20 protein-coding genes are annotated in these 22,693 nt (G+C 62.2%); 9 read left to right on the forward strand and 11 right to left on the reverse strand.

Going from position 1 to position 22,693, the window contains the following annotated elements; translation table 11 throughout:
- Window positions 1-202 precede the first annotated feature (202 nt).
- Window positions 203-1,573, reverse strand: a complete 1,371-nt coding sequence (locus tag ACGYLC_RS08585) for a M20/M25/M40 family metallo-hydrolase (protein WP_394422586.1) — start codon at window positions 1,571-1,573, stop codon at window positions 203-205.
- Between the two features lie 81 nt (window positions 1,574-1,654).
- A complete protein-coding gene (locus ACGYLC_RS08590) occupies window positions 1,655-2,731 on the reverse strand; it encodes a sensor histidine kinase (RefSeq protein WP_394422587.1) in 1,077 nt (358 codons plus the stop codon).
- A 212-nt stretch (window positions 2,732-2,943) separates the two neighbouring features.
- On the opposite strand from ACGYLC_RS08590, the gene hemA reads away from it, so the two are divergent.
- The 3 genes from hemA to ispG all read left to right on the forward strand — a co-directional run bounded on the left by hemA (window position 2,944) and on the right by ispG (window position 6,805).
- Window positions 2,944-4,167: a 5-aminolevulinate synthase gene (gene hemA, locus ACGYLC_RS08595; protein WP_394422588.1), complete on the forward strand. Its 1,224-nt coding sequence runs from the start codon at window positions 2,944-2,946 to the stop codon at window positions 4,165-4,167.
- A 120-nt stretch (window positions 4,168-4,287) separates the two neighbouring features.
- The gene (locus tag ACGYLC_RS08600) at window positions 4,288-5,592 is read left to right on the forward strand and encodes a helix-turn-helix domain-containing protein (protein ID WP_394402799.1); all 1,305 of its coding nucleotides are present in this window, start codon (window positions 4,288-4,290) and stop codon (window positions 5,590-5,592) included.
- 88 nt (window positions 5,593-5,680) lie between these two features.
- Window positions 5,681-6,805: a flavodoxin-dependent (E)-4-hydroxy-3-methylbut-2-enyl-diphosphate synthase gene (ispG, locus tag ACGYLC_RS08605; protein ID WP_394402801.1), complete on the forward strand. Its 1,125-nt coding sequence runs from the start codon at window positions 5,681-5,683 to the stop codon at window positions 6,803-6,805.
- Between the two features lie 126 nt (window positions 6,806-6,931).
- Here the strand turns inward: ispG and ACGYLC_RS08610 are convergent, their stop codons facing one another.
- Together ACGYLC_RS08610 and ACGYLC_RS08615 are read right to left on the reverse strand one after the other, a co-directional pair.
- Window positions 6,932-7,426 carry a disulfide bond formation protein DsbA gene (locus ACGYLC_RS08610; protein ID WP_394422590.1) on the reverse strand — a complete coding sequence of 165 codons (495 nt, stop codon included), beginning with the start codon at window positions 7,424-7,426 and terminating at the stop codon, window positions 6,932-6,934.
- A gap of 2 nt (window positions 7,427-7,428) precedes the next feature.
- The gene (locus ACGYLC_RS08615) at window positions 7,429-8,178 is read right to left on the reverse strand and encodes a DsbA family protein (protein ID WP_394422592.1); all 750 of its coding nucleotides are present in this window, start codon (window positions 8,176-8,178) and stop codon (window positions 7,429-7,431) included.
- 96 nt (window positions 8,179-8,274) lie between these two features.
- Here ACGYLC_RS08615 and ACGYLC_RS08620 point away from each other — a divergent pair, with 96 nt between their 5' ends.
- From ACGYLC_RS08620 to ACGYLC_RS08640, 5 genes are all read left to right on the forward strand, one after another.
- Window positions 8,275-9,417: a pyridoxal phosphate-dependent aminotransferase gene (locus ACGYLC_RS08620; protein ID WP_394422593.1), complete on the forward strand. Its 1,143-nt coding sequence runs from the start codon at window positions 8,275-8,277 to the stop codon at window positions 9,415-9,417.
- 59 nt (window positions 9,418-9,476) lie between these two features.
- Complete coding sequence (locus ACGYLC_RS08625; protein ID WP_394422594.1) at window positions 9,477-10,697, forward strand: N-acetylmuramoyl-L-alanine amidase; 1,221 nt, start codon at window positions 9,477-9,479, stop codon at window positions 10,695-10,697.
- Between the two features lie 128 nt (window positions 10,698-10,825).
- On the forward strand, window positions 10,826-13,381 hold the full coding sequence (locus ACGYLC_RS08630) for a penicillin-binding protein 1A (protein WP_394422596.1): 2,556 nt from the start codon (window positions 10,826-10,828) through the stop codon (window positions 13,379-13,381).
- Window positions 13,382-13,507: 126 nt separating this feature from the next.
- A complete protein-coding gene (prfB, locus tag ACGYLC_RS08635; RefSeq protein WP_394402811.1) occupies window positions 13,508-14,632 on the forward strand; it encodes a peptide chain release factor 2 in 1,125 nt (374 codons plus the stop codon).
- A 49-nt stretch (window positions 14,633-14,681) separates the two neighbouring features.
- Window positions 14,682-16,091: an amidase gene (locus ACGYLC_RS08640; RefSeq protein ID WP_394422597.1), complete on the forward strand. Its 1,410-nt coding sequence runs from the start codon at window positions 14,682-14,684 to the stop codon at window positions 16,089-16,091.
- 6 nt (window positions 16,092-16,097) lie between these two features.
- On the opposite strand, the gene ACGYLC_RS08645 is transcribed toward ACGYLC_RS08640, so the two are convergent.
- Window positions 16,098-16,895 carry a helix-turn-helix domain-containing protein gene (locus ACGYLC_RS08645; protein ID WP_394422598.1) on the reverse strand — a complete coding sequence of 266 codons (798 nt, stop codon included), beginning with the start codon at window positions 16,893-16,895 and terminating at the stop codon, window positions 16,098-16,100.
- 216 nt (window positions 16,896-17,111) lie between these two features.
- Between ACGYLC_RS08645 and ACGYLC_RS08650 the strand changes: the two genes are divergently transcribed.
- A complete protein-coding gene (locus ACGYLC_RS08650; RefSeq protein WP_394422599.1) occupies window positions 17,112-17,471 on the forward strand; it encodes a hypothetical protein in 360 nt (119 codons plus the stop codon).
- A gap of 12 nt (window positions 17,472-17,483) precedes the next feature.
- On the opposite strand, the gene ilvN is transcribed toward ACGYLC_RS08650, so the two are convergent.
- The 6 genes from ilvN to ACGYLC_RS08680 form a co-directional block, all read right to left on the reverse strand.
- Window positions 17,484-18,044, reverse strand: a complete 561-nt coding sequence (gene ilvN / locus ACGYLC_RS08655; RefSeq protein ID WP_067268661.1) for an acetolactate synthase small subunit — start codon at window positions 18,042-18,044, stop codon at window positions 17,484-17,486.
- A 71-nt stretch (window positions 18,045-18,115) separates the two neighbouring features.
- Entirely contained in the window at window positions 18,116-19,870 is a 1,755-nt protein-coding gene (locus ACGYLC_RS08660; RefSeq protein ID WP_394422600.1) for an acetolactate synthase 3 large subunit, read from the reverse strand.
- 389 nt (window positions 19,871-20,259) lie between these two features.
- Window positions 20,260-21,078: an arginyltransferase gene (locus ACGYLC_RS08665; RefSeq protein WP_394422601.1), complete on the reverse strand. Its 819-nt coding sequence runs from the start codon at window positions 21,076-21,078 to the stop codon at window positions 20,260-20,262.
- Between the two features lie 72 nt (window positions 21,079-21,150).
- Window positions 21,151-21,588 (reverse strand): RDD family protein, encoded by a 438-nt coding sequence (locus ACGYLC_RS08670; RefSeq protein ID WP_394422602.1) that lies wholly within the window; start codon window positions 21,586-21,588, stop codon window positions 21,151-21,153.
- A 60-nt stretch (window positions 21,589-21,648) separates the two neighbouring features.
- A complete protein-coding gene (locus ACGYLC_RS08675) occupies window positions 21,649-22,056 on the reverse strand; it encodes a DUF2852 domain-containing protein (protein ID WP_209218085.1) in 408 nt (135 codons plus the stop codon).
- Between the two features lie 133 nt (window positions 22,057-22,189).
- Window positions 22,190-22,663, reverse strand: a complete 474-nt coding sequence (locus tag ACGYLC_RS08680) for a YbaK/EbsC family protein (RefSeq protein ID WP_394422603.1) — start codon at window positions 22,661-22,663, stop codon at window positions 22,190-22,192.
- Window positions 22,664-22,693: the final 30 nt, after the last annotated feature.

Raw genomic sequence — 22,693 nt, forward strand, 5'->3', positions numbered from 1 at the left:
CGGTTGTAGCTCAGTTGGTTAGAGTACCGGCCTGTCACGCCGGGGGTCGCGGGTTCGAGCCCCGTCAACCGCGCCACTTTACCCTCTATTTCGTAACGTGCAGGCGATAAGTCCCCGTTCGCGCAGGCTTATTTAGTGCGGCCCCTTGGCGCCTCGGAAGGTGGCATATGTGGCGACCGGGCAGGCCCGATCGCCAGCCTGCTCAGGTCAGCGCATCAATGATGCGCGCCCAGGAGCGGATGCCTTTGTGAAAGCTTTCCATGTCGTATTTCTCGTTCGGGGAGTGGATCTGATCGTCATCCTTGCCAAAACCGATCAGCATCGGCTCGGTCCCGAGAATCTTCTGAAAATGCCCGGCGATTGGAATCGAGCCGCCACAGCCGATATAGGCCGCAGGCACTTGCCATTCGTCGCTCAGCGCTTGGCGGGCCGGTTCGAACATCGCATGGCCAATGTCCACCCCCGAGGCTTGGCTGGCACCGTGGCCTGAGAATTCCACCGTGCAGTCTTCGGGCAGCATCTCCGCCACCATCTTGCGGAAGTTCTCACGGATGGCGAGCGGGTCTTGCGTGCCGACGAGGCGAAAGCTGATCTTGGCGTGGGCTTCGGAGGGCAGCACCGTTTTGAAGCCATCGCCGGTATAGCCGCCCCAGATGCCGTTAACCTCACAAGTCGGGCGGGACCAGATCATCTCAAGCGGGGTGCGGTCCTGCTCACCCGCCGGTTTGCTGAGGCCCACGTCGCCGAGGAAGGCGGCGTGGTCAAAGGCCAGCCCCTGCCACTGCGCTTCCAGATCCTCGGGCAGGTCGGGCACGCCGTCATAGAAGCCGGGGATGGTGATGCGGCCTTCGTCGTCATGCAACGCGGCGATCACCTTGCTCAGCGCGCGGATCGGGTTCATCGAAATACCGCCATACATGCCCGAATGCAGGTCTTTCGACGGAGCGGTGACGGTCAGCTCTTCGCCCAGAAGCCCGCGCAGCATGGTGACGATGGCGGGGGTCTTGCTCTCGAACAGCCCGGTGTCGCAGATCATCGCCACATCGGCTTTCAACTCCTCGGCGTTCTCCTCCATGAAAGGGACGAGGGAGGGGGAGCCGGATTCCTCTTCGCCTTCGAGGAAGAAGGTGATGCGGCAGGGCCAATCGCCTTTCACCTCTTTCCACGCGCGCAGGGCTTCGATGATGGTCATCAACTGGCCCTTGTCATCGGCGGCCCCGCGGCCCCGGATCACGCGGCCCTTCTCCGTCTCCTCAACCGCCGGATCGAAGGGATCGCGGTCCCAAAGGTTCAGCGGGTCGACCGGCTGCACGTCATAGTGGCCATAAAACAGCAGATGCGGCTTGCCTTCGCCGACATGACCCACGACCATCGGATGCCCCGGCGTGGTGCGTTTTTCGGCTTCCACGCCCATGGATGTGAGGTCGGCCACCAGCCAATCGGCGGCACGGTCGCAATCGGCCTTATAGGCCGGATCGGTCGAAATCGAGGGGATGCGCAGCAGGTCCAACAGACGGTCGGTGGCGGCGGCCAGATCGTCGTCGATCCGGGCGAGAACATCGTCGAGGGACATGGGTATAATTCCTTGCGCTTGTGAATTTGGCGCGAAGGTATCAGGCGGGCAGGGCGTGTCCAGTGGCCGCAAGCCGCGCGCTCAGAAGGTGAGCGAGAGGCGGCTGCCCTCGGCGGTAAGCTGGCTATCGACCTGCGCGTTCAACTGCGACGCTGCTGCCGCCATCAGGGTTTTGCCAATGCTGTCGGCCCGCGCTTTGCCTTCGTTCGCAGCCCCGATGCCATCATCCTTGCAGTCAAGCTGGAAGCGCCCGTCCCGCAGGCTGAGGTCGATGTCGATATGGCCGGGCGCGCCATCCGGGAAGGCGTGTTTGATCGAATTGGCGGCAAACTCGCTGATGATCAGCCCCAAGGACGAGGCCGCGCTGGAGCGCAGTGTGGCGGGGTCTGACCGGTAGCTGATTTTGATATGCCCCGGCGCGGTTTCCTGCAAAAGCCCCACGACCTTGTCGAGGTATTTGCCCGCATCGACCTCATCGCGCCCCTGTCCGGATTGCAGCTCACCATGTAGCGTTGCCATGGCGTTGACCCGGCGCTGGATGCCGTTCAGCACATTGACGGTGGTCGTGTCGTCCAGTTGCCGGGTGTGCAGCCGCACCATGGCCGACAGCGTCTGGAGCGAGTTCTTGACCCGGTGATCCGCCTCGCTCATCAGCACGGCTTGGCTGCGCAGGGCAAGGCGCAGGTCGAGCTGTTTCATCACCTGACGGGACAAAACGGAAACGGCTTTGCGTTGTAGCGCGGTCAGTTGGCGGGGTTTGGTATCAAGGATGCATAGGGTGCCAAGCGGCAGCCCATTGGGCGCCAGCAAGAGGGCGCCCGCGTAAAAGCGCAGCCCTTCGCCCGCGGTGCAAAGCGGGTTGTCGGCCATGCGCGGGTCTTTCAGCGTGTCGGGTATCTCGACAAAAGGGTCTTCCAGAATCGCATGAGAGCAGAGCGAGGTTTCAAGCGGCGTCTCGCGGGCATTCAGGCCTACTTCGGCCTTGAACCACTGGCGGTCCTTGTCGATCAGATTGATCACTGAAATCGGCGCACCACAGATTTCGGCCGCCAGTTCGACGATCTCGTCGAACTCCTCTTCACGCGGGGTGTCGAGGATCTCGTAATTATAGAGCGTCCGCAGGCGCTGGTCCTGCTGGGGATGGGGATTGGCGCGCACAACAAACTGCCCTTTCTGGGTTGGCCTTCTGCAAACATCAAACTGGCTGGCAATACAAGCATACATTCATACATCCAGCGCCTGCCTGCGACAGTTCGCCCCGCAGAGGGGGCGGGATAAGCGATTGAAGCCTCGGCTTTGGATCTGTAATCATTCTAAAAGCTGAATATGGAGGGGGCCCTCCTGTTCGCGCCAAAAGATGGAGACGCGCAATGGACTATAACGAGAAGCTCGACGCGGCGATTGCGCGCCTGCATGACGAAGGACGCTACCGGACCTTCATCGACATCGAGCGCCGCAATGGTCAGTTCCCCCATGCCGTCTGGACCAAGCCCGATGGGTCGCAACAGGATATCACCGTCTGGTGCGGCAATGACTACCTTGGCATGGGGCAAAACCCCGTGGTGATCGAGGCCATGGAAGAAGCGCTGCGCGCCACCGGCGCAGGCTCTGGCGGGACACGCAACATCTCGGGCACGACGGTTTACCACAAGCAGCTTGAGGCCGAACTGGCCGATCTTCACGGCAAGGAAGCGGCGCTGCTGTTCACCTCGGCCTATATCGCCAACGATGCCACGCTCTCGACCCTGCCGAAGCTCTTTCCCGGGCTGATCATCTATTCCGACGCGCTGAACCATGCCTCCATGATCGAAGGCGTGCGCCGCAATGGCGGGGCAAAGCGCATCTTCCGCCACAATGATGTCGCCCATCTGCGCGAGTTGATGGAGGCGGATGACCCTGCCGCCCCCAAGCTGATCGCCTTTGAATCGATCTATTCGATGGACGGCGATTTCGGGCCCATCGAAGAAATTTGCGATCTGGCGGATGAATTCGGCGCGCTGACCTATATCGACGAGGTCCATGCCGTGGGCATGTATGGCCCGCGCGGGGCAGGGGTGGCCGAGCGTGACCGCCTGATGCACCGCCTCGACATCATCAATGGCACGCTGGCCAAAGCCTACGGCGTGATGGGCGGCTATATCGCTGCCTCGGCCAAGATGTGCGACGCGATCCGCTCCTATGCCCCGGGGTTCATCTTTACCACTTCGCTGCCGCCTGCCGTCGCCGCGGGTGCCGCCGCTTCGGTCGCCTATCTCAAACGCGCGCCCGAGCTGCGTGAGAAACACCAGCAGCAGGCCAAGGTGTTGAAATTGCGGCTGAAGGGGCTGGGCTTGCCGATCATCGACCATGGCAGTCACATCGTGCCCGTCATGGTGGGCAACCCGGTGCACACCAAGCTTTTGTCGGACATGCTGCTCGAAGATCACGGCATCTATGTCCAACCCATCAACTTCCCCACCGTGCCGCGCGGCACGGAGCGGCTGCGCTTCACACCTTCGCCGGTGCATGGCCCCAAAGAGATGGATGCGCTTGTCCGGGGGATGGACATGCTCTGGTCGCATTGTGCGCTGAATCGTGCCGAAGCTGCGGGCTAACGCAGCGCTATTCGTGTTTTGCGTTGTCTTGTGGTAGCCTTTTGTCAAGAAAAGGCTACATCCGAATCGTTGGGGCGTGTTTGGATCAAAGCTACAGGCTAATAGGGACAGGGCATATTGATGATCGGGCGATGGGCCTCCAGAACCGCTGAGGACGAAACAGTCGAACCCAAAGGGTTCGATGCATTCGAATTGCGGTTGGGGGATGTCATGCGTGGCGAACGGGCCACGCTTGGTAAATCCCTGCTCGATGTGCAGCGCGAATTGCGCATCAAAGCCTCTTATATCGCCGCTATCGAAAACTGTGATCCCGGCGCATTCGACACGCCCGGTTTCATCGCAGGCTATGTGCGCTCCTACGCGCGCTACCTCAATATGGACCCCGATCAGGCTTTCACCGCCTTCTGCAAGGAATCCGGTTTCGCCGTGGCCCATGGCATGTCCGCCGAAGCCTCCGTCGTGAAAAAGCCGAGCTTCGAGGAACGCCGCAAGACCCCGAAAGAAGACGATCTTTTCGCCCGGCCCAACACGCCCTTCGTGCCCACGGGCGACGGGTTGCTCAGCCGGATTGAGCCGGGGGCGGTTGGATCATCGCTGGTGCTGATCGCGCTGATCTCGGCCATTGGTTTTGGCGGCTGGACCGTGCTGAAAGAGGTGCAGCGCGTGCAGGTGGCCCCGGTGGATCAAACCCCGATCGTGCTTTCCGACCTCGACCCGCTGGATGGCGCACTGGCCAGCGCGCCTGATGCGGAAGACGATTCCGCCGCGCCGAAAAGCGTGGAAAGCCCCCGGGCCGAGGCGCTGGACCGGCTTTATCGCCCACAAGCGCTGGACGTGCCGGTGCTGGTGGCGCGTGACGCGCCGATCGCTTCGATCGATCCGCGTTCTGTCAGCAACTTTCCAACGCCGGACCGCCCCGACACCGCCGCGCAGGGCACCGTGGTGGCCGGCAGCGGTGATGGCTCTTCGGATAGCATTACCAGCGCGATCGACGAGGCGCTGGTGCTCGCCAATGCCGATACCGATCTGCCCAAACCTCAGGTTGTCGAGCCTTTGGGCGAGAAAGTGCGCATGGTCGCGGCTTACCCCTCATGGGTGCGGGTGCGCGCGGCTGACGGTACAGTGATTTTCGAAGGCGTGATGAACAAGGGTGACACATGGGATGTTCCCGTCACGGAAGAACCGCCTTCCCTGCGGACGGGCGAATCCGGTGCGCTTTATTTCGCAATGGCGGACGGCTGTTTTGGCCCCGTCGGGCCGCGCGGGGCGGTGACTTCCAACGTGCCGCTCCACGCGCAAGCGCTGGCTGAGCTCTATGAGCCGGTCGATCCGACGGCAGAGCAATCCCTCAGCCGGATGTTCGCCGATCTCGAAGGCTCGCTCGACCCTTCCGCGCTGGCGGCGATGCCCTGTCAGGGCAGCTAAACGCGCGGGCCGCCGCTTCCCATTGCACATGAGGGCTTGGCTGAATAGGTAGGGGGCCATAGCCCCTGATCCTGCGAAAGGTGTCTTCATGTCGCTTCATTCCATTCGCCCTTGGCGCGATATTCCGCGTCGCAAGTCCCGGCAGATCATGGTGGGCAATGTGCCGGTGGGCGGTGACGCGCCGATCACCGTGCAGACCATGACGAACACGCTGACAACCGATGTCGCCGCCACCATCGCGCAGGTCCAAGCCGCCGCCGAGGCAGGCGCCGATATCGTGCGGGTCTCGGTCCCGGATGAGGATTCGTCCAAAGCCCTGCGTGAGATCGTGCCCGAAGTGTCGGTGCCCATCGTTGCGGACATCCACTTTCACTACAAGCGTGGGATCGAAGCCGCCGAGGCCGGTGCCGCCTGCCTGCGCATCAACCCGGGCAACATCGGCGATGAAAAGCGGGTGCGTGAGGTTATCAAAGCCGCGCGGGACCACAATTGCTCGATCCGCATTGGCGTGAACGCAGGCTCGCTGGAGCGGCATCTGCTGGAGAAATACGGCGAACCTTGTCCCGATGCGATGGTCGAAAGCGGGCTGGATCACATCAAGATCCTGCAAGACAACGATTTCCACGAGTTCAAGATTTCCTGCAAAGCCTCGGACGTCTTCATGGCCGCGGCGGCCTATCAACAGCTTGCCGATGCCACCGACGCGCCCATCCACCTTGGCATCACCGAGGCGGGCGGGCTGATGTCGGGCACGATCAAATCGGCCATCGGTCTGGGCAATCTGCTATGGAGTGGCATCGGCGATACCATCCGTGTCTCCCTTTCCGCCGATCCGGTGGAAGAGGTGAAGGTCGGCTATGAGATTCTCAAATCCCTCGGGCTGCGGCACCGGGGCGTGAACATCATCTCTTGCCCCTCCTGCGCGCGGCAGGGGTTCGACGTGATCAAAACCGTCGAGACCTTGGAGAAACGGCTGGAGCATATCAAGACGCCGATGAGCCTGTCGATCATCGGCTGCGTGGTGAACGGCCCCGGCGAGGCGCTCATGACGGACGTGGGCTTTACCGGCGGCGGGGCCGGGTCTGGCATGGTCTATCTGGCGGGCAAGCAGAGCCATAAGCTCGGCAACGAGGGTATGATTGACCATATTGTCGAGCAGGTCGAGGAACGTGCGGCGCAGATTGAGGCTGAGGCGGTGAAGGCGGCTGAGTAGGTTGGAGGCTGAGCCGCTGACGCTGTGTTGGGTGAGAGGCTGCGCAGAGGTATTTTTAAAAGGATGAAGATGTAGGGGGAGCGCGTGAGCCGGGAGGTTTGCGCGCTTTGTCTTATGTGGGAATGTCTATTTATGAGTGGGTTGCGGGTTTGTCTTCATGTTGTTTGGGCTGAGGTGTTTTTCTAGGACCACGGGGGGCATGTGGCCATTGAGGATCATTTCAGGCAGCACATAGAAGGGGGCGTTGGTGAGCCCTAGGGCGGCGGCCCAACGGGCGGGTTGGGGGTGGCTAAGATCGTGCTGGATGAAGGTGATGCCATAACGCTCTGTGATTGCGGTCAATTCCTTGACGGCGGTGGCGCAGCTCTCGCAGGTCTCTGTGGTGAAAACTGCGATGGGGTGGCCTGCCAAAAGGTCGGGGGCCAAGCGGTCGAGCAGGGAGAGGTCGTTTTGGATATGCCGTTGCATTTGCGACGGACCGGCCAGCGCTTTGGCGATAACATCGCCATTGGCGAGGATCGCGGCGCGGAGTTCGGTTTCAAACGCATCACGCGCAGCCGGTTCATCGGCCCCGGCGGGCAAGGCCAGCGCGAGCGCGGCCACGACTGCCGGGGCGCGCATCTTTAGCCGCGCTTTTCTTCTACCAGCGCCATCATTTGATCATAGGGCAGGTAGCCGCGCAGCATTTCGTCTTGCATGACGAAGGTGGGGGTGCCGGTGATTTGCAGCTTTTCGGCCAGCGCGCGGGTCTGGGCGATCTCTTGTGTGACCGCGTCGCTGTCCATCTCGGCCTCGATCGCGGCGACGTCCAGATCGAAGCTTTCGCCCAAGCGGCGCAGGGCGGGGAGGGTGACCTCTCCGTTGAAGGCCATAAGCGCATCGTTCAGTTGCTTGTAAGCGTCATCGCCCGCGACCTGTTTGGTTGCCACGGCAAAGCGCGAGGCCAGCAGCGATTGCTCACCAAGGATCGGGAATTCTTTGACGATCAGTTTGATGTTGCCGTCCGTTTCCAGCAGTTTGGCCACTTCGCCATGGGCGCGTTTGCAGTAGCCGCAGCGGTAGTCGAGGAATTCGACCAGTGTGATATCCCCCTCCGGATTACCACCGACCCAAGAGTAGCCATCGTTGAAAATTTCATCGGCATTGGCGGTAACCAGATCGAAATCCGCCTGCATCTGCGCTTGGGCCTGACGGTTTTGCATCTGCTCTACCGCTTGCAGGATCACTTCGGGGTTTTCCATCAGATAGGCGCGGACCTCGGCCCGGAACTGCGCGCGTTCGGCATCCGTAAGCTCGGTCAGGTCCATCGCCCCGGCGGGGGCGGCAAGGGCGACAGCACCGGCGAGGGCGGGGGCGAGGAGGCGGGCGAACATGGGCGGTCCTTTCGGTAAAGCTGCGAAATAGGGGCCAAGGGTTGACGCCCGGCATCAGGCGCGGTGAAAGCACATGCCGACAGTAGGAGCAAGCCCATGCGCAATTCAACCAGGTCCGCCGTTGATCCCTTTATCGTGATGGACGTGATGCAGGCCGCCAGCGCCGCCGAGGAGGCGGGCCGTCACATCATTCATATGGAAGTTGGCCAGCCCGGCACAGGCGCGCCGAAAGGGGCGGCTCAGGCGCTGACCAAGGCGATGGGTGAGGGGGCTTTGGGCTATACCGTGGCACTTGGGCTGCCTGCTTTGCGCGCGCGGATCGCGCAGATGTATGGCGAGTGGTATGACGTCGATCTCGATCCGGCGCGGGTGGTGATCACCCCCGGATCCTCGGGCGGGTTTTTGCTGGCGTTTACCGCGCTTTTCGATTCCGGTGACCGGGTGGGCATCGGCGCGCCGGGCTATCCCAGCTACCGCCAGATCCTGCGCGCCTTGGGGATGCAGCCCGTCGATCTGCCCGCCGCGCCCGAGAACAGATATCAGCCGGTCGCGGCGGATTTCGCTGGGGCGGACCTGCGCGGCTTGCTCGTGGCCTCCCCGGCCAATCCGTCGGGCACGATGCTCGACCGACCCGCTTTGACGGCGCTGACGGATGCCTGCGCGGCCAATGACATGTCCTTCATCTCGGACGAGATTTACCATGGCATCGAATATGACAAAAAGGCCGTGACCGCGCTGGAGGTCACCGATGACTGCTATGTAATCAACTCCTTCTCGAAGTATTTTTCGATGACCGGCTGGCGCGTGGGCTGGATGGTGGTGCCCGAGGATCAGGTGCGCGTGGTCGAGCGGATCGCGCAGAACATGTTCATCTGCGCGCCCCATGCCAGCCAGATCGCGGCGCTGGCGGCGATGGACTGTGACGACGAATTGCAGGCCAATCTGGCGGTCTACCGCCGCAATCGCGACCTGATGATCACGGGGTTGCAAGAGGCGGGGTTCACGGACATCGCGCCGCCCGATGGGGCGTTCTACGTCTATGCCGATATCTCGCGCTTTACCGATGACAGCCGCGCCTTTGCGGCGGAAATTCTCGAGAAGGCGGGCGTAGCCGTGACCCCCGGGCTCGATTTCGACCCGGCGCGGGGGCATAAGACGCTGCGTTTTTCCTATGCGCGCAGCACAGCGGATATGGAGGAGGGGATCGCCCGGCTCAAAGCCTTCATGGCGGCGCGCTGAGCGCTGGTTTGGCCGCGCGGCAGGTGGTAGAAGGGCGAAAACGGGCAGGGTGGTCGACGATGCGGGCAATCTTTAGGGGACTGGCAGTGTTGCTGGCCTGTGCGGGGCCAATCACCGGCGCGGCACAGGAGTTGACGGCGCTGGCGCGGGTCGATCCGGTTGAGAGCGCGGTGAGTGATCGCTGGTTCGGCAAGACCGACCTGACCGTGGCGCTAAGCCAGGGCGTGCCTTTCCGTGTCTTCCTGTTGGACGATCCCGCCCGCCTGATCGTCGATTTCCGCGAGGCGGATTGGTCGAATGTCGCCCGGGGGGATCTGCTGGAAAAGCCGGGCCGTATCTCGGCCCTGCGGTTTGGCGCGTTTCAGCCCGGTTGGTCGCGTCTGGTGGCGGATCTGGCCGAGCCGATGGTCCCTGCCGAGATTGGCATGCCAGTGGACGCAAGCAGCGGCAAGGCGCGGCTTGAGATCACCTTGGAGACGGTCGAGCCTGCGATCTTTGCCGAGGCTGCGGGCGCGCCGGTGGACCCGGATTGGACCACCGCGCTGACCGCGCCGCCCAAACCTCAGGTGGGGGGCAAGGACAGTTTCACCGTCGTTCTGGACCCAGGCCACGGCGGCATCGACCCCGGGGCGCAGCGCGAAGGGTTGGACGAGAAAGACCTGATGCTCAACTTCGCCCGCGATCTGCGCGATGCGTTGCGCCGCAAGGGCGTGGATGTGCTGCTCACCCGGGACGAGGATATCTTTGTCGCCTTGGAACACCGGGTGGCCATCGCCCATCAGGCCGAGGCGGACCTGTTCATCTCGCTCCATGCCGACAGCCTGTCGCAGGGCGGGGCGAGCGGGGCGACGGTCTATACCCTTTCCGACGATGCCAGCGATGTGGCGACCGAACATCTGGCCGCGCGGCATGACCGGTCGGATATCATCGCGGGGGCGGACCTGACCGGCTCGGACGATCAGGTGGCGGGCATCCTGCTCGATCTTGCCCGGCAAGAGACCGAGCCGCGCTCGGATGCGCTGGCCGGGATTTTGGTCGAGGGGATGCGCGCGGCAGGCGGGCCGATGAACGGTCGACCGCTGCGGCGGGCGGGCTTCTCGGTTTTGAAATCCGCCGATATTCCTTCGGTTCTGGTCGAAGTGGGGTTCCTGAGTTCCAAGCGGGATCTGAGCAATCTGCGCGATCCGGTGTGGCGCGCGTCGATGGTGAGCGCGATGGCGGATGCGATCGTGTCATGGCGTGATCAGGATGCCGCGCTCAAGCCTTTGATCAGAAAGTAAAATGAAAAGATTTGGCTGCTGTGGCGATGGGCGAAGATTCGCCCCCGCTGGCGGCCATGTGTTTTGACCCGCGCCAGTGCATCCTGTATAGGCTCGGAACTGTCCCTAGCCAATGGTGGTCCGCGCGCGTGTTTCGATTTATTCTGTCCTTTTTCGGGGGGATTTTCACCACCCTGACCCTGAGCGTCGGCATGGTGGCTTTGACCATCGGGGCGGTGTTCTGGATGTATGGCCGGGATTTGCCCAGCCATGAGTCGCTGGCGCAATATACGCCGCCAACGATCAGCCGGATTTACTCGGGCCAAGGCCGTTTGATCGACGAATTCGCCAAGGAACGCCGTCTTTTCGCCCCGGCCAATACCATCCCGGATCTGGTGAAACAGGCGTTTATCTCGGCTGAGGACAAGAACTTCTACCTCCACGAAGGCTATGACCTGCGCGGCATCGGTGCGGCGGCGGTGGATGCGGTCAAATCGCGCGGGCGCGATGTGCGCGGGGCTTCGACGATCACCCAGCAGGTGATGAAGAACTTTCTGTTGTCAGGGGACCGCCGGGCCGAGCGCAAGATCAAGGAGATCATCCTTGCCTCGCGTTTGGAAGAGACCTTGAGCAAAGAGAAAATTCTCGAACTCTATCTGAACGAGATTTTCCTCGGCCAGAACTCTTATGGCGTGGCGGCGGCGAGCCAGACGTATTTCAATAAGACATTGAGTGAGTTGGCCCCGCATGAGGCGGCCTTCCTCGCCTCGCTGCCCAAGGCACCGTCGGATTACCACCCGGTGCGCCGCAAGGACCGGCTGCTGGCGCGACGCAACTTCGTGCTGCGCGAGATGAAAGAGAACGGCTATATCTCGGAAGCGGTCTATGAAACCGAGGTGGCGCAGCCGCTGCGCTCGGTCCAGAACGGCGATTTCGAGAGCTTCAAGGCCGAATTGCCGCCGCGGGACTACTTCACCGATGAAATTCGCCGTCAGTTGAGCGAGGATTTCGGCGAGGGGGAGTTCTTTACCGGCGGTCTGACCGTGCGCGCGACCATCGACAACGAGATGCAGCCCATCGCCGCCAACGCCCTGCGCCGAGAGCTGGAACAATATGACCGCGGGCAGGGCGTCTGGCGCGGGACACGGTTCGAGATCCCCGCCGAACAACTGGGCAGCGAAGAGAAATGGCGTGCAGCGCTCGCCGACTTGCGGGTGCCGCGTGACATCGACCTGGAAAACCAATGGTATCCGGCGGTGGTGCTTGAGGTCGGCAGCAGTGACGCCCGCATCGGCATCGAAGGGGTCGAGGAAGTCGAAGGCGGCCATTGGATTCCGGCCAAGGACGTGCAATGGGCGCGCAAACGGCTGGAGGACGGCTCTCTCGGGCGCAAGGCGCAGGTGGCGGGCGACCTGCTTGAGGTGGGTGAGGTCGTCTTGGTCCGCCGCATGACCTCGGACAGCGACGGCTCTTTCATCCGCTGGACCCTGCGGCAGGTGCCGGAGGTGCAGGGCGGTTTCGTCGCGATGGACGTGCACACGGGCCGCGTGATCGCGATGCAGGGTGGTTTTTCCTATCAGGCGAGCGTGTTCAACCGTGCCACACAGGCCAAGCGTCAGCCGGGGTCGAGCTTCAAGCCCTTTGTCTATGCCTCCGCGCTCGACAGTGGCTATAGCCCCGCGACCATCGTGGTTGACGCTCCGATCGAGATCAACACGCCGCAGGGCGTTTGGCGGCCACAGAACGCCTCTCATAAGTTTTACGGGCCGACGCCTTTGCGCACCGGGATCGAACAGTCGCGCAACCTGATGACCATCCGTCTGGCGCAGGAAGTCGGGATGGATGTGGTTGGCAGCTACGCGGAGCGTTTCGGCGTTTACGATGATCTCGCGCCCTTGCTGTCGAACGCGCTCGGCAGTCAGGAAACCACGCTGTACCAAATGGTTTCGGCCTATGCGATGTTCGCCAATGGCGGCGAGCGGGTGCAGCCCACTTTGGTCGACCGGGTGCAAGACCGCTATGGTCGCACGGTCTACAAACATGATGAGCGCAAATGCTACGATTGTGAGCAGATCGACCTCGCCCCCGGCGAGGCGCCGCGGATCATTTCCAACCGCGAGCGGGTGATGGACCCGGTGACCGCCTATCAGTTGACCTCCATGATGCGGGGCGTGGTCGAGCGTGGCACGGCGCGCAATGCGGTGAACCTGCCGGTGCCGATCGCGGGCAAGACAGGCACCACCAACGAGGAGAAAGACGCGTGGTTCGTGGGCTTTTCCTCCAACGTCGTGGCGGGCTGCTACATCGGTTTCGACACTCCGCGCCCGATGGGCCGGGGCGCGGGCGGCGGGCGGCTCTGCGCGCCTGTCTTCCAGCGCTTCATGTCCGAGGCGATCAAGAAATATGGCGGCGGTGACTTCGCGGTCCCCGACCAGTGCCGCTTTATCAAGATCGACCGTTTCACCGGCGCGCGGCTGAGCGACAGTGCCACCGGTGGCAATGTCGTGTCGGAATGTTTCCGCGATGGCGAAGAGCCGCTTTTTGGCATCTCTTTCGACGGCGGTTTTGCCATGGGGGCGGACCTGCCACTGGTCGAAGAACTGGGTGGCTCCTCGTCGCGTCAGGTCACCACGTCGACCGGCAAGAAGGCCACCGTCGGCCCCAAGGCAAGCTTTGGCACGCTGAGCTCCGGCGGGCTTTACTAATCCAGGCCGAAGGGGGCGGGGCAAAGCCCGGCTTTGCCGCCCCCACTTGCCGCCGCTGGCGGGCTGGTCTATCTCTCGTGCGGCTCCGGTTTTCGGGGCCGCATTACTTATCAAAGGCAGGCACACATGCGCGCAGAGGCACAGAATACCGCGGACCAGATCAGCAAATCGCTGGAATTGCTGGCCCAGCGACTGGATGTGGAGACCGCGCCCTACCGGCTGGAAGAATTCAACGCCCGCGTCGAAGACCCGAACCTTTGGGACAACCCCGATGCGGCGCAAAAGCTGATGCGCGAGCGTCAGTCGTTGGTCGATGCCATCGACACCTATGAGGGCATCAAACAGGAGTTGGCCGACAATCTCGAACTGATCGAATTGGGCGAGATGGAAGAGGACGAAGAGGTCATCTCGGATGCCGAGGCGGCGCTGAAGGCGCTGGCCGAAAAGGCCGCGCAGAAGGAACTCGAAGCGCTGCTGAACGGTGAGGCCGACAGCAACGACACCTTCCTTGAGATCAACGCAGGCGCGGGCGGCACGGAAAGCTGCGACTGGGCCAGCATGTTGGCGCGGATGTATGTCCGCTGGGCCGAGAAAAAGGGCTATAAGGTCGATCTTCAGGCCGAAAGCGCGGGCGATGAGGCGGGCATCAAATCCGCGACCTATAAGATCGAAGGCCATAACGCCTATGGCTGGCTCAAATCCGAAAGCGGCGTGCATCGTCTGGTACGCATCTCGCCCTTCGACTCGGCAGCCAAACGGCACACTTCGTTCACTTCCGTGAAGGTTTACCCGGTGGTCGACGACAATATCGAGATCGAGGTTAACCCGTCCGATATTCGCATTGATACCTACCGGTCCTCCGGCGCGGGCGGTCAGCACGTCAACACCACCGACTCCGCGGTGCGGATCACCCACCACCCCACGGGCATCGTGGTGACCTCTTCGGAGAAGTCGCAGCACCAGAACCGTGACATCGCCATGAAAGCGCTGAAATCGCGGCTCTATCAGATGGAGTTGGACAAGCGCTCGGCACTGGTGAACGAGGCGCATGAGAATGCAGGCGACGCGGGCTGGGGCAACCAGATCCGCTCCTACGTTCTCCAGCCCTACCAGATGGTCAAAGACCTGCGCACCAATTACGAGACTTCGGACACCAAAGGCGTGCTTGACGGTGATCTCGACGGGTTGATGGGGGCGACGCTGGCGCTGGCGGTCTCGGGCAAAAGCCGGGCCGAAGCGCAGGGCGACTGAGCCCATGCTGTCCCCTTCATGGAATGACAATCACCAATAGGGGGACATGATGGAATTGCTGAATTGGGACGCCACGGAGTTGGCCGAGGCGCTGGCCGCGCGAAAGATATCCGCGGTAGAGTTGATGCAGGCCACCTTGGCCCGGATCGAGGCGGTGAACGGCAAGGTGAACGCCGTCGTCTCCCTCCGCGACCGCGATGCCTTGCTGGCCGAGGCTCAGGCCGCCGATGCGGGCCCACGCAAGGGCTGGCTGCACGGCATTCCCATGGCGATCAAGGATTTGGCGGATGCGAAAGGGCTGCCCACCTCGCAGGGCTCGCCGCTGTTCGGCGCGGCACCGGCCACGCAGGATCACCCGGCGGTGGCCCGGCTTCGTGCCGCGGGCGCCATCGTGATCGGCAAGACCAACACCCCGGAATTTGGCCTTGGCAGCCATACGTTCAACCCGGTGCATGGCGCGACCTGCAACCCCTATGACCTTGGCCGCTCGGCGGGCGGCTCCTCTGGCGGGGCGGCGGCGGCGTTGGCGGCGCGGATGGTGGCCGTGGCCGATGGCTCCGACATGATGGGCTCCCTGCGCAATCCGGCGGGGTGGAACAATGTCTACGGCATGCGGCCCAGCTGGGGCACGGTGCCTTCGGGCAATGACGGCGATCTGTTTCTGCACCAGCTTTCAACCTTGGGGCCGATGGCGCGCAGCCCGCGCGACCTTGCCGCCCTGTTGGACGTGATGACAGGCCACGACCCGCGCGAACCGCTGACCCGCGCCACCCCAGATGCAACACCGCTGATCGACGCGGCACTGGCCCCCCAGCGGATCGGCTGGCTGGGCGACTGGGGCGGTGCCTTCCCCTGTGCGCCGGGGATCATCGACCATAGCGAATCGGCGCTGAAGCGCTTGGCCGGCCTCGGCCATAGGGTCACGCCTTTGGCGGCCCCCTTCGAGGCGGAGGCGATGTGGGAAAGCTGGATCACCCTGCGGTCCTTTGCCGTGGCTGCGTCTCTCGGGGCGATCTATGACGACCCTGCCCGGCGCGAGGGGCTGAAACCTGCCGCGCAGTGGGAGGTCGCGCGGGGGCAGGGGTTCTCGGCCACCGATATCCAGCGCGCCAGTAGCATCCGCTCCGATTGGTTCCGCGCGGCGGAGGCTCTGTTCGAGGAGGTCGATGTGTTGGTGCTGCCTTCGGCGCAGGTCTGGCCCTTTGCGGTTGAACAGGTGCACCCGACTGAGATCGACGGCCAGCCGATGGACACCTATCACCGTTGGATGCAGGTGGTGGTCCCGGCCAGCCTGATCGGCCTGCCGGTGGTCAATATCCCCGCAGGTTTCGACGCGCGCGGCCTGCCCTTGGGGCTGCAACTGATCGGCAAGCGCGGCAGTGATGCGCGTCTGTTGCAATTGGCCCAAGGTTGGCATGAGGCGACGGGCTATCCGCAGGCGCAGCCGCCCCGGCTTTAGCGGGGCTCAGTTAAAGGGCGCGTCGGGCTGAAGCAGGCGGCGGTGGTAGGGCATCAGCGCGTCGATGTCGATAAACCCCGCCTGCCGCGCCGCGGGCAGCACCGTTTTCGGATCGCGACCCATATATTCATAGGTCAGCCGCGTCACCCGCGCGTTCGCCGCGCTTTCCGGCGCGGTGCGGGTGACATAGCCGACCCAAAAGTTGTTCTCGAACGAGGCGACGCGGTTAAGGTAGTTGAACGATCCTGTCAGCGTCCGGCGCCGAGACACGACGATGGAAACGCCATTCTCTTGCTGCGTGACAAGACCCCGATATTCCCGCGCGCCGGGGCTGGTGGGCAACCCCTGTTCGCGCAGCGATCGCGCGCTTTCATATCCGCGCAGGAAGGTGCTGCTGCTGTGGCGGCTGACGTGGACGAGCCCGGTTACGAACCTGTCCTGATCCAGAAACGACCGGCGCGCAAAACGGTAAAAGCCGCTCGGGAAATCCGCCTCGGGCACGTTCTGAACCCCGGTGCCCAGAAAGTCGCGCAAGAAGCTGTTGTTGATCGGATCTTGGTTCAGGGAAATCTCGGACACAGGCTCCAGCAGCACCCGCGCGTCGATCTCGAAAAAGCGGCAGATCCGGGCCAGCACGTCTGGCCGGGGGAAGCTTTCGCCCGAAAGGTAGCGGTTGAATTGCGTGCGATTGATGCCAAGCTGCCGGGCAAGGTCCGAAACCGAGGGGTAATCCGCTGCCAACTGGCGCAGATTGGCGCCGAACATGCTACGAAGTTCAGAGGGAGAGCGGTTGGGAGCGGACATGCAGCCTCGTTCTGAATGGGTCGCGACCTTGGAATAAAAGCCGCTGTGGCCAGATGGTTAACAGACTGACGCGAAGGCGCGTCAAAGCTGACGCCGAATTGTAGCTGACCCTACTGGAACCGACACAAAATGCAAGCGGACGTTGCATTTTAACCTATGTTTCACCTCTTTCGATTGTCGCAGAATGGAGAACAAACATCGAAAGCGGGGTGTACTATGATTGGTGTAGTTCTGTGGAGCGATAATAGCGCCGGAAAAGCGGTTTTCTGGTGCGAAGATCAAGGCGATCTTGCCTATTACGAAGAGCCCGCGATCCGTGTCGGGCAGGGGGCGGGGTTTGATACGGGCGATTTGGTGCAGTTCGACGTCTCAGTGCATCGCAAGCTGCGTATCGCGGACAACCCCCGTCTGGTGCAAGAGAAGGCGGCCTCGTATTTGCCTGACGCGCTGCGTCAGGATAACCCCGTGGCGGCAGAGCCGCAGCCAGAGGGAAAGCGGCAGCAAGGCGCTCAGATCATCCCCTTTTCCGCCAAGCCCGGACCGCGCCCATTCCGCGCGGCCCAGCTGAAAGCCTAAACGCCCCGCGTGTCAGACACCACGGGCGAGGGCGGCCACGCCCGTGCGGGCGACATCGGCCAAGCCCAGCGGGCGCATCAACTCGGCGAAAGCGTCGATCTTGTCGGGCGCGCCGGTGATCTCGAAAACAAAGCTTTCGAGCGTGCTGTCGACCACATTGGCGCGGAAGATATCCGCCAGCCGCAGCGCTTCGACCCGATGCTCGCCCTTGCCGACGACTTTGAAAATCGCCAGTTCCCGCTCCACGCTTGGCCCTTCGACGGTGAGGTCATGCACCTCATGCACCGGCACGATGCGACCGACCTGCGCCTTGATCTGCTCGATCACCTGCGGGGTGCCGCTGGTGACAATGGTGATACGCGACAGATGCCCGGTATGGTCCACCTCGGCCACGGTCAGACTGTCGATGTTATAGCCCCGGCCCGAGAACAGGCCGATCACCCGCGCCAGCGCGCCGGGCTCGTTCTCGACCAGCACGGCCAGCGTGTGTTTTTCAACCACATCCGAGAAGTTGGGCCGTAGGTTATAGGCGGAATGCGAGGTCGCACCTTTTTTGATTTTTAGGGCAGCCATGTCTTCGTCCTTCTTCATCTTCGCCGGAAATTCCACAAATTTCCGGGACGTTTTCTTTTAAAGAAAACGGGTTACACCAACACCGAGCCTTTTGCGTCGATCACACCTTGGGTCTCATGATCACCCGGCAACAGCATTTCGTTATGCGCCTTGCCGCTTGGGATCATCGGGAAGCAGTTCTCATGCTTCTCGACCAGACAATCAAAGATCACAGGCCCGTCGTGGTTGATCATCTCCATGATCGCATCATCAAGGTCATCGGGGTCCGAGCAGATGATCCCCTTGGCGCCAAAGGCTTCGGCCAGTTTGACGAAATCGGGCAGGGCTTCGGACCAGCTTTGCGAATAGCGCTCGCCATGCAGCAGTTCCTGCCACTGGCGCACCATGCCGAGGCGTTCGTTGTTGAGGATGAACTGCTTCACCGGCAGGCCGAATTGCATCGCCGTGCCCATTTCTTGCATGTTCATCAGCCACGAGGCTTCTCCCGCCACGTTGATCACCAGTGCCTCGGGGTGGGCCATCTGCACGCCGATGGAGGCGGGGAAACCATAACCCATGGTGCCGAGGCCGCCCGAGGTCATCCAGCGGTTCGGTTCCTCAAAGCCGAGGTATTGCGCAGCCCACATCTGGTGTTGGCCCACTTCGGTGGTGATATAGCGGTCGTGATCCTTGGTCAGCGCTTCGAGACGCGACAGCGCGTGCTGCGGTTTGATCACCTTGCCGGATTGGTTGAACTTGAGGCAGTCGATGCTGCGCCATTCTTCTATCCGCTGCCACCATTTCGCCACCGCCTCGTTATTGGTTTTGCGGCCACGCGATTTCCAGACCTTCAGCAGGTCTTCGAGCACATGGGCCACGTCGCCGACGATGGGGATGTCGATGCGGATCACCTTGTTGATCGACGAGGGGTCGATGTCGATATGCGCCTTGGTGGATTTCGGGCTGAAACTATCTATCACGCCGGTGATCCGGTCATCGAACCGCGCGCCGATGTTGATCATCAGATCACAGTCATGCATTGCCATATTGGCCTCGTAAAGCCCGTGCATCCCGAGCATCCCAAGCCATTTGTCACCCGACGCCGGGTAGGCGCCGAGGCCCATCAGCGTGGAGGTGATGGGAAAGCCGGTGGCATCGACCAATTCGCGCAGCAACTGGCTCGCCGCCGGGCCGGAGTTGATGACCCCGCCGCCGGTGTAGAAGATCGGCCGCTTCGCCGTCTCCATGGCCGCCACCAGTTCGGTGATCTCGGCCATGTCGCCCTTGACCTGCGGCTGATAGCGCGAGGTGGAGGGTTTGGGGGACTCGTAATGCCCGGTGGCGAATTGCACGTCCTTCGGGATGTCGATCAGCACCGGGCCGGGGCGGCCATGGGTGGCGACGTGGAAGGCCTCATGCAGGGTGGCGCCAAGGGTGTCGGTCTCTTTCACCAGCCAATTGTGCTTGGTGCAGGGGCGGGTGATGCCCACGGTGTCGGCCTCTTGAAAGGCGTCGGAGCCGATCATGAAGGTCGGCACCTGACCGGTCAGAACCACAAGCGGAATGGAATCGAGCAGCGCATCCGTAAGGCCCGTGACCGCATTCGTGGCACCGGGGCCGGAGGTGACCAGCACAACGCCCGGTTTCCCGGTGGAGCGCGCATAGCCTTCGGCGGCGTGCACCGCCCCTTGCTCATGGCGCACCAGAACATGTTTGATCGCATTCTGCTGAAAGACCTCGTCGTAAATCGGTAGCACCGCGCCACCGGGATATCCAAAGACGGTGTCCACACCCTGGTCAATCAGGGCTTGGACGATCATTTTCGCTCCGGTCATCTGGCGTTTCATCTTGGGTGCTCCGTAAGGCAGGTTATTGCGATTGGCATAAAAAAACCCCCGGTCTGACGGGGGCGCATGGGAAGGATTATGGTCTACCGTTACCGGCCCATGCGCGTGTGTCTTACAATAATGACTAGGTTGGTCATCTTCAGGGTCCTTTAAGCGTGGCGTGAGATTATGAGCGGGAAAGAGGGGCGTCAACAGCGAAAAGGCGAAAAACTTGTGCATCGGTCGGGATTGATTTCAGGTTTATTTCGCCGTGATCCTGTTTTGCGTTATTTTTGGAAAGATTTGCCTCTCTCGGCGTATTTTCCTGCATCTCAAACGCGGCATCGCGCAAAATAAAGCGGGCGGCCCAAGGGGCCGCCCGTTGATCGTGGTAAAATCAATAGATCTGCTCAGCGCGGGCTGACATCCGGCAGGGTGATATTGGCGACCTGTTCGGCAATAGGATCGTTGCTGAGCGGATGCTGGTCGGGCACGAAACCTTCAGGATCGCGCAACGTTTGCCACTGGCCGCCCATATAGACCTCAAGGCCTGAGAATTTGGCCTTATAGCCCATCTTTTGGCTGCCCGGCACCCAGTAGCCGAGATAGACGTAAGGCAGCCCCGCCGCGCGGGCGATTTCGATATGGTCGAGGATGATGTAATTGCCCAGCCCGTTGCGGGGCCGGTCGGGGGTGTAGAAGGAATAGACCATGCTCACCCCGTCGCCCAGCACATCGGTCAGGCAGACACCGATAAGCGCATTGTCGGCCTCGGGGTCGGTATACTCGATCACCCGGCTGCGGATCGGCGTTTCCTCGATCATGGCAGCGAATTCGAACACATCCATATCCGCCATGCCCCCATCCGCGTGGCGGCTGTCGAGGTAGCTTCGGAAGAGATCATATTGCTCTTCCGTGGCCCAAGGCGATGTCGCGCGGCGCTCAAGCTCCGCGTTGCGCTTCAGGATGCGGCGCTGGCTTTTGCTGGGGCGAAAGGCCGCCACGTCGATCCGTGCCGAAAGGCAAGCGGCGCAATCGGCGCAAGACGGGCGGTAGAGAACATTTTGCGAGCGGCGGAAGCCTTGGCTCGACAGGCTGTCATTCAGGCGCGCGGCATTATCGCCCTGAAGGGCGGTGAACAGCTTGCGCTCCATCCGGCCCTCCAGATAGGGGCAGGGTTGCGGCGCTGTGACATAGAATTGCGGTGTCAAAGGCAGTGTATGTCGCATGGGCTTCCAACATTTATCGAGGGATGCTATCAACCACCCCCCGCTCCGCCAAGGGCAAATTTGCCTGCGTCCCTAGCGGCTGAGGCGCCGGTTCACCGGCACGGTGCCAAGCGCCATGTCCGTGAGGCTTTGACGGCGGGCTGTGGTGCAGATGAGAACGGCCGAGACGACCTGAATGACGGTGACCGTCATCGACAGCGAATAGCCAGTGGTATGCAAAAGCGCGGTCATGAAATCGAAGGGCCGGTCGCGGTGGTCGCGCAGCTCCATCGCCATCAGGCGCATCCCCCATGTGGCCGAGCCGCTGGTCAGCGTGGCCACCCGGTAGGCAAAGCCCACCACCAGCGTGAGGAAGGGGAAAAAGAACAGCCCCGTAAAGGCCGTGAATGGCAGGATCAGCACGCAAAAGAGCAGAACAAGGGTCACATCGATGACCCAAGCCAGCAGCCGTTTGCCAGCGATGCCGTCATAGAATTGCGGGTGTAGATCGGGGTCGGGGGTCTGGTTCATATCTTGTCCTGCGAAAGGCCCCCCGGGCGCGATGCCCGGGGGGCGGGGGTCAGGGTCTGATCAGGCGTTCGTGGCCGTCTCGTCCCGCTTGGCGCGTTCGTCCATGAACTGGTCGAACTCGGCCTTGTCCTTGGCCTCGCGCAGACGCTCAAGGAAGGCTTCGAAATTGTGCTGCTCTTCCTCCAAACGGCGCAGCGTGTCGGCCTTATAGGCGTCAAAGGCACGGTTGCCGGTGCTGCGCGACATCATCGCGCGGCTGGATTTGCGGCTGCAGGATTTCGAAGAGAACATGCGTTTGCTCCAAGTCATATAGGCAAGAAGGGCGAGGCCGAGGGGCCAGAAAAAGATGAAGCCGAGCACCATGGCGGCGATCCATGCGCCTTTGCCGCGTGCGTCCATCCAAGCTTCCGTCCGGGCCAGCCAACTGGGCCGGGGGGAATAGGTCGGGTCGGTGGTCACTGTCGTCATTGTTGAGCCTTTCGGTCGTGACGGGCCTGTCGCCGGCCCGGGCGTTTCGGATAATGTGAATGTCTTTCACATTGAATAGATCGGAACGCCGATGCGTTTTCGCAAGGGGCTATGTGAATGTTTTTTACATTATTTAGGAAGCGACAGTGAAATCAGCGACTTGCGCACCCGAAAGCTGCGCCATTCTCTGCGGTTCGAGGCAGAAAACGTGATGCGGCGTGCCCGCGGCGGCCCAGACCAGCGGGAACCGCAGGAGGTTTCGGTCAAACCATGCGCGCGGCGGCGTGATATGCCCTAAAGGCGCGACACCGCCGATGGCAAAGCCCGTTTGCGCCCGGATCAGCGCGGCATCGGCCTTGCCCAAAGGCTCCCCCGCCAGCGCCGCGGCCCGTTCGAGATCGACCTGCTGTGCGCCTGCGGTAATGAAAAGCAGCGCCGCCCCGCTGTCTTCGCCGCGCAGAACGATGGATTTCGCGATTTGGTCGACCGCGCAATCAAGCGCCGTGGCCGCATCCACCGCCGTCCGCGCCAAAGCCGTCTCGCGGATTTCCGGTGTCACCCCTGCGGCCTCCAGCGTGGCGCGCACGCGTTTCAAACTTTTGCTCATCTTCTTTCCTTTGCTAGACGGCAAAGTCGT

Source organism: Sulfitobacter sp. 1A12157, assembly GCF_043557345.1.
Classification (GTDB): Bacteria; Pseudomonadota; Alphaproteobacteria; order Rhodobacterales; family Rhodobacteraceae; genus Sulfitobacter.

Excerpts from the sequence above, each read along its gene's own strand:
- ACGYLC_RS08585 (WP_394422586.1), bottom strand. The coding sequence starts at position 1,573 with ATGTCCCTCGACGATGTTCTCGCCCGGATCGACGACGATCTGGCCGCC.
- hemA (WP_394422588.1), top strand. The coding sequence starts at position 2,944 with ATGGACTATAACGAGAAGCTCGACGCGGCGATTGCGCGCCTGCATGAC.
- ACGYLC_RS08600 (WP_394402799.1), top strand. The coding sequence starts at position 4,288 with ATGATCGGGCGATGGGCCTCCAGAACCGCTGAGGACGAAACAGTCGAA.
- ispG (WP_394402801.1), top strand. The coding sequence starts at position 5,681 with ATGTCGCTTCATTCCATTCGCCCTTGGCGCGATATTCCGCGTCGCAAG.
- ACGYLC_RS08610 (WP_394422590.1), bottom strand. The coding sequence starts at position 7,426 with ATGCGCGCCCCGGCAGTCGTGGCCGCGCTCGCGCTGGCCTTGCCCGCC.
- ACGYLC_RS08615 (WP_394422592.1), bottom strand. The coding sequence starts at position 8,178 with ATGTTCGCCCGCCTCCTCGCCCCCGCCCTCGCCGGTGCTGTCGCCCTT.
- ACGYLC_RS08620 (WP_394422593.1), top strand. The coding sequence starts at position 8,275 with ATGCGCAATTCAACCAGGTCCGCCGTTGATCCCTTTATCGTGATGGAC.
- ACGYLC_RS08625 (WP_394422594.1), top strand. The coding sequence starts at position 9,477 with ATGCGGGCAATCTTTAGGGGACTGGCAGTGTTGCTGGCCTGTGCGGGG.
- prfB (WP_394402811.1), top strand. The coding sequence starts at position 13,508 with ATGCGCGCAGAGGCACAGAATACCGCGGACCAGATCAGCAAATCGCTG.
- ACGYLC_RS08640 (WP_394422597.1), top strand. The coding sequence starts at position 14,682 with ATGGAATTGCTGAATTGGGACGCCACGGAGTTGGCCGAGGCGCTGGCC.
- ACGYLC_RS08645 (WP_394422598.1), bottom strand. The coding sequence starts at position 16,895 with ATGTCCGCTCCCAACCGCTCTCCCTCTGAACTTCGTAGCATGTTCGGC.
- ACGYLC_RS08650 (WP_394422599.1), top strand. The coding sequence starts at position 17,112 with ATGATTGGTGTAGTTCTGTGGAGCGATAATAGCGCCGGAAAAGCGGTT.
- ilvN (WP_067268661.1), bottom strand. The coding sequence starts at position 18,044 with ATGGCTGCCCTAAAAATCAAAAAAGGTGCGACCTCGCATTCCGCCTAT.
- ACGYLC_RS08660 (WP_394422600.1), bottom strand. The coding sequence starts at position 19,870 with ATGAAACGCCAGATGACCGGAGCGAAAATGATCGTCCAAGCCCTGATT.
- ACGYLC_RS08665 (WP_394422601.1), bottom strand. The coding sequence starts at position 21,078 with ATGCGACATACACTGCCTTTGACACCGCAATTCTATGTCACAGCGCCG.
- ACGYLC_RS08670 (WP_394422602.1), bottom strand. The coding sequence starts at position 21,588 with ATGAACCAGACCCCCGACCCCGATCTACACCCGCAATTCTATGACGGC.
- ACGYLC_RS08675 (WP_209218085.1), bottom strand. The coding sequence starts at position 22,056 with ATGACGACAGTGACCACCGACCCGACCTATTCCCCCCGGCCCAGTTGG.
- ACGYLC_RS08680 (WP_394422603.1), bottom strand. The coding sequence starts at position 22,663 with ATGAGCAAAAGTTTGAAACGCGTGCGCGCCACGCTGGAGGCCGCAGGG.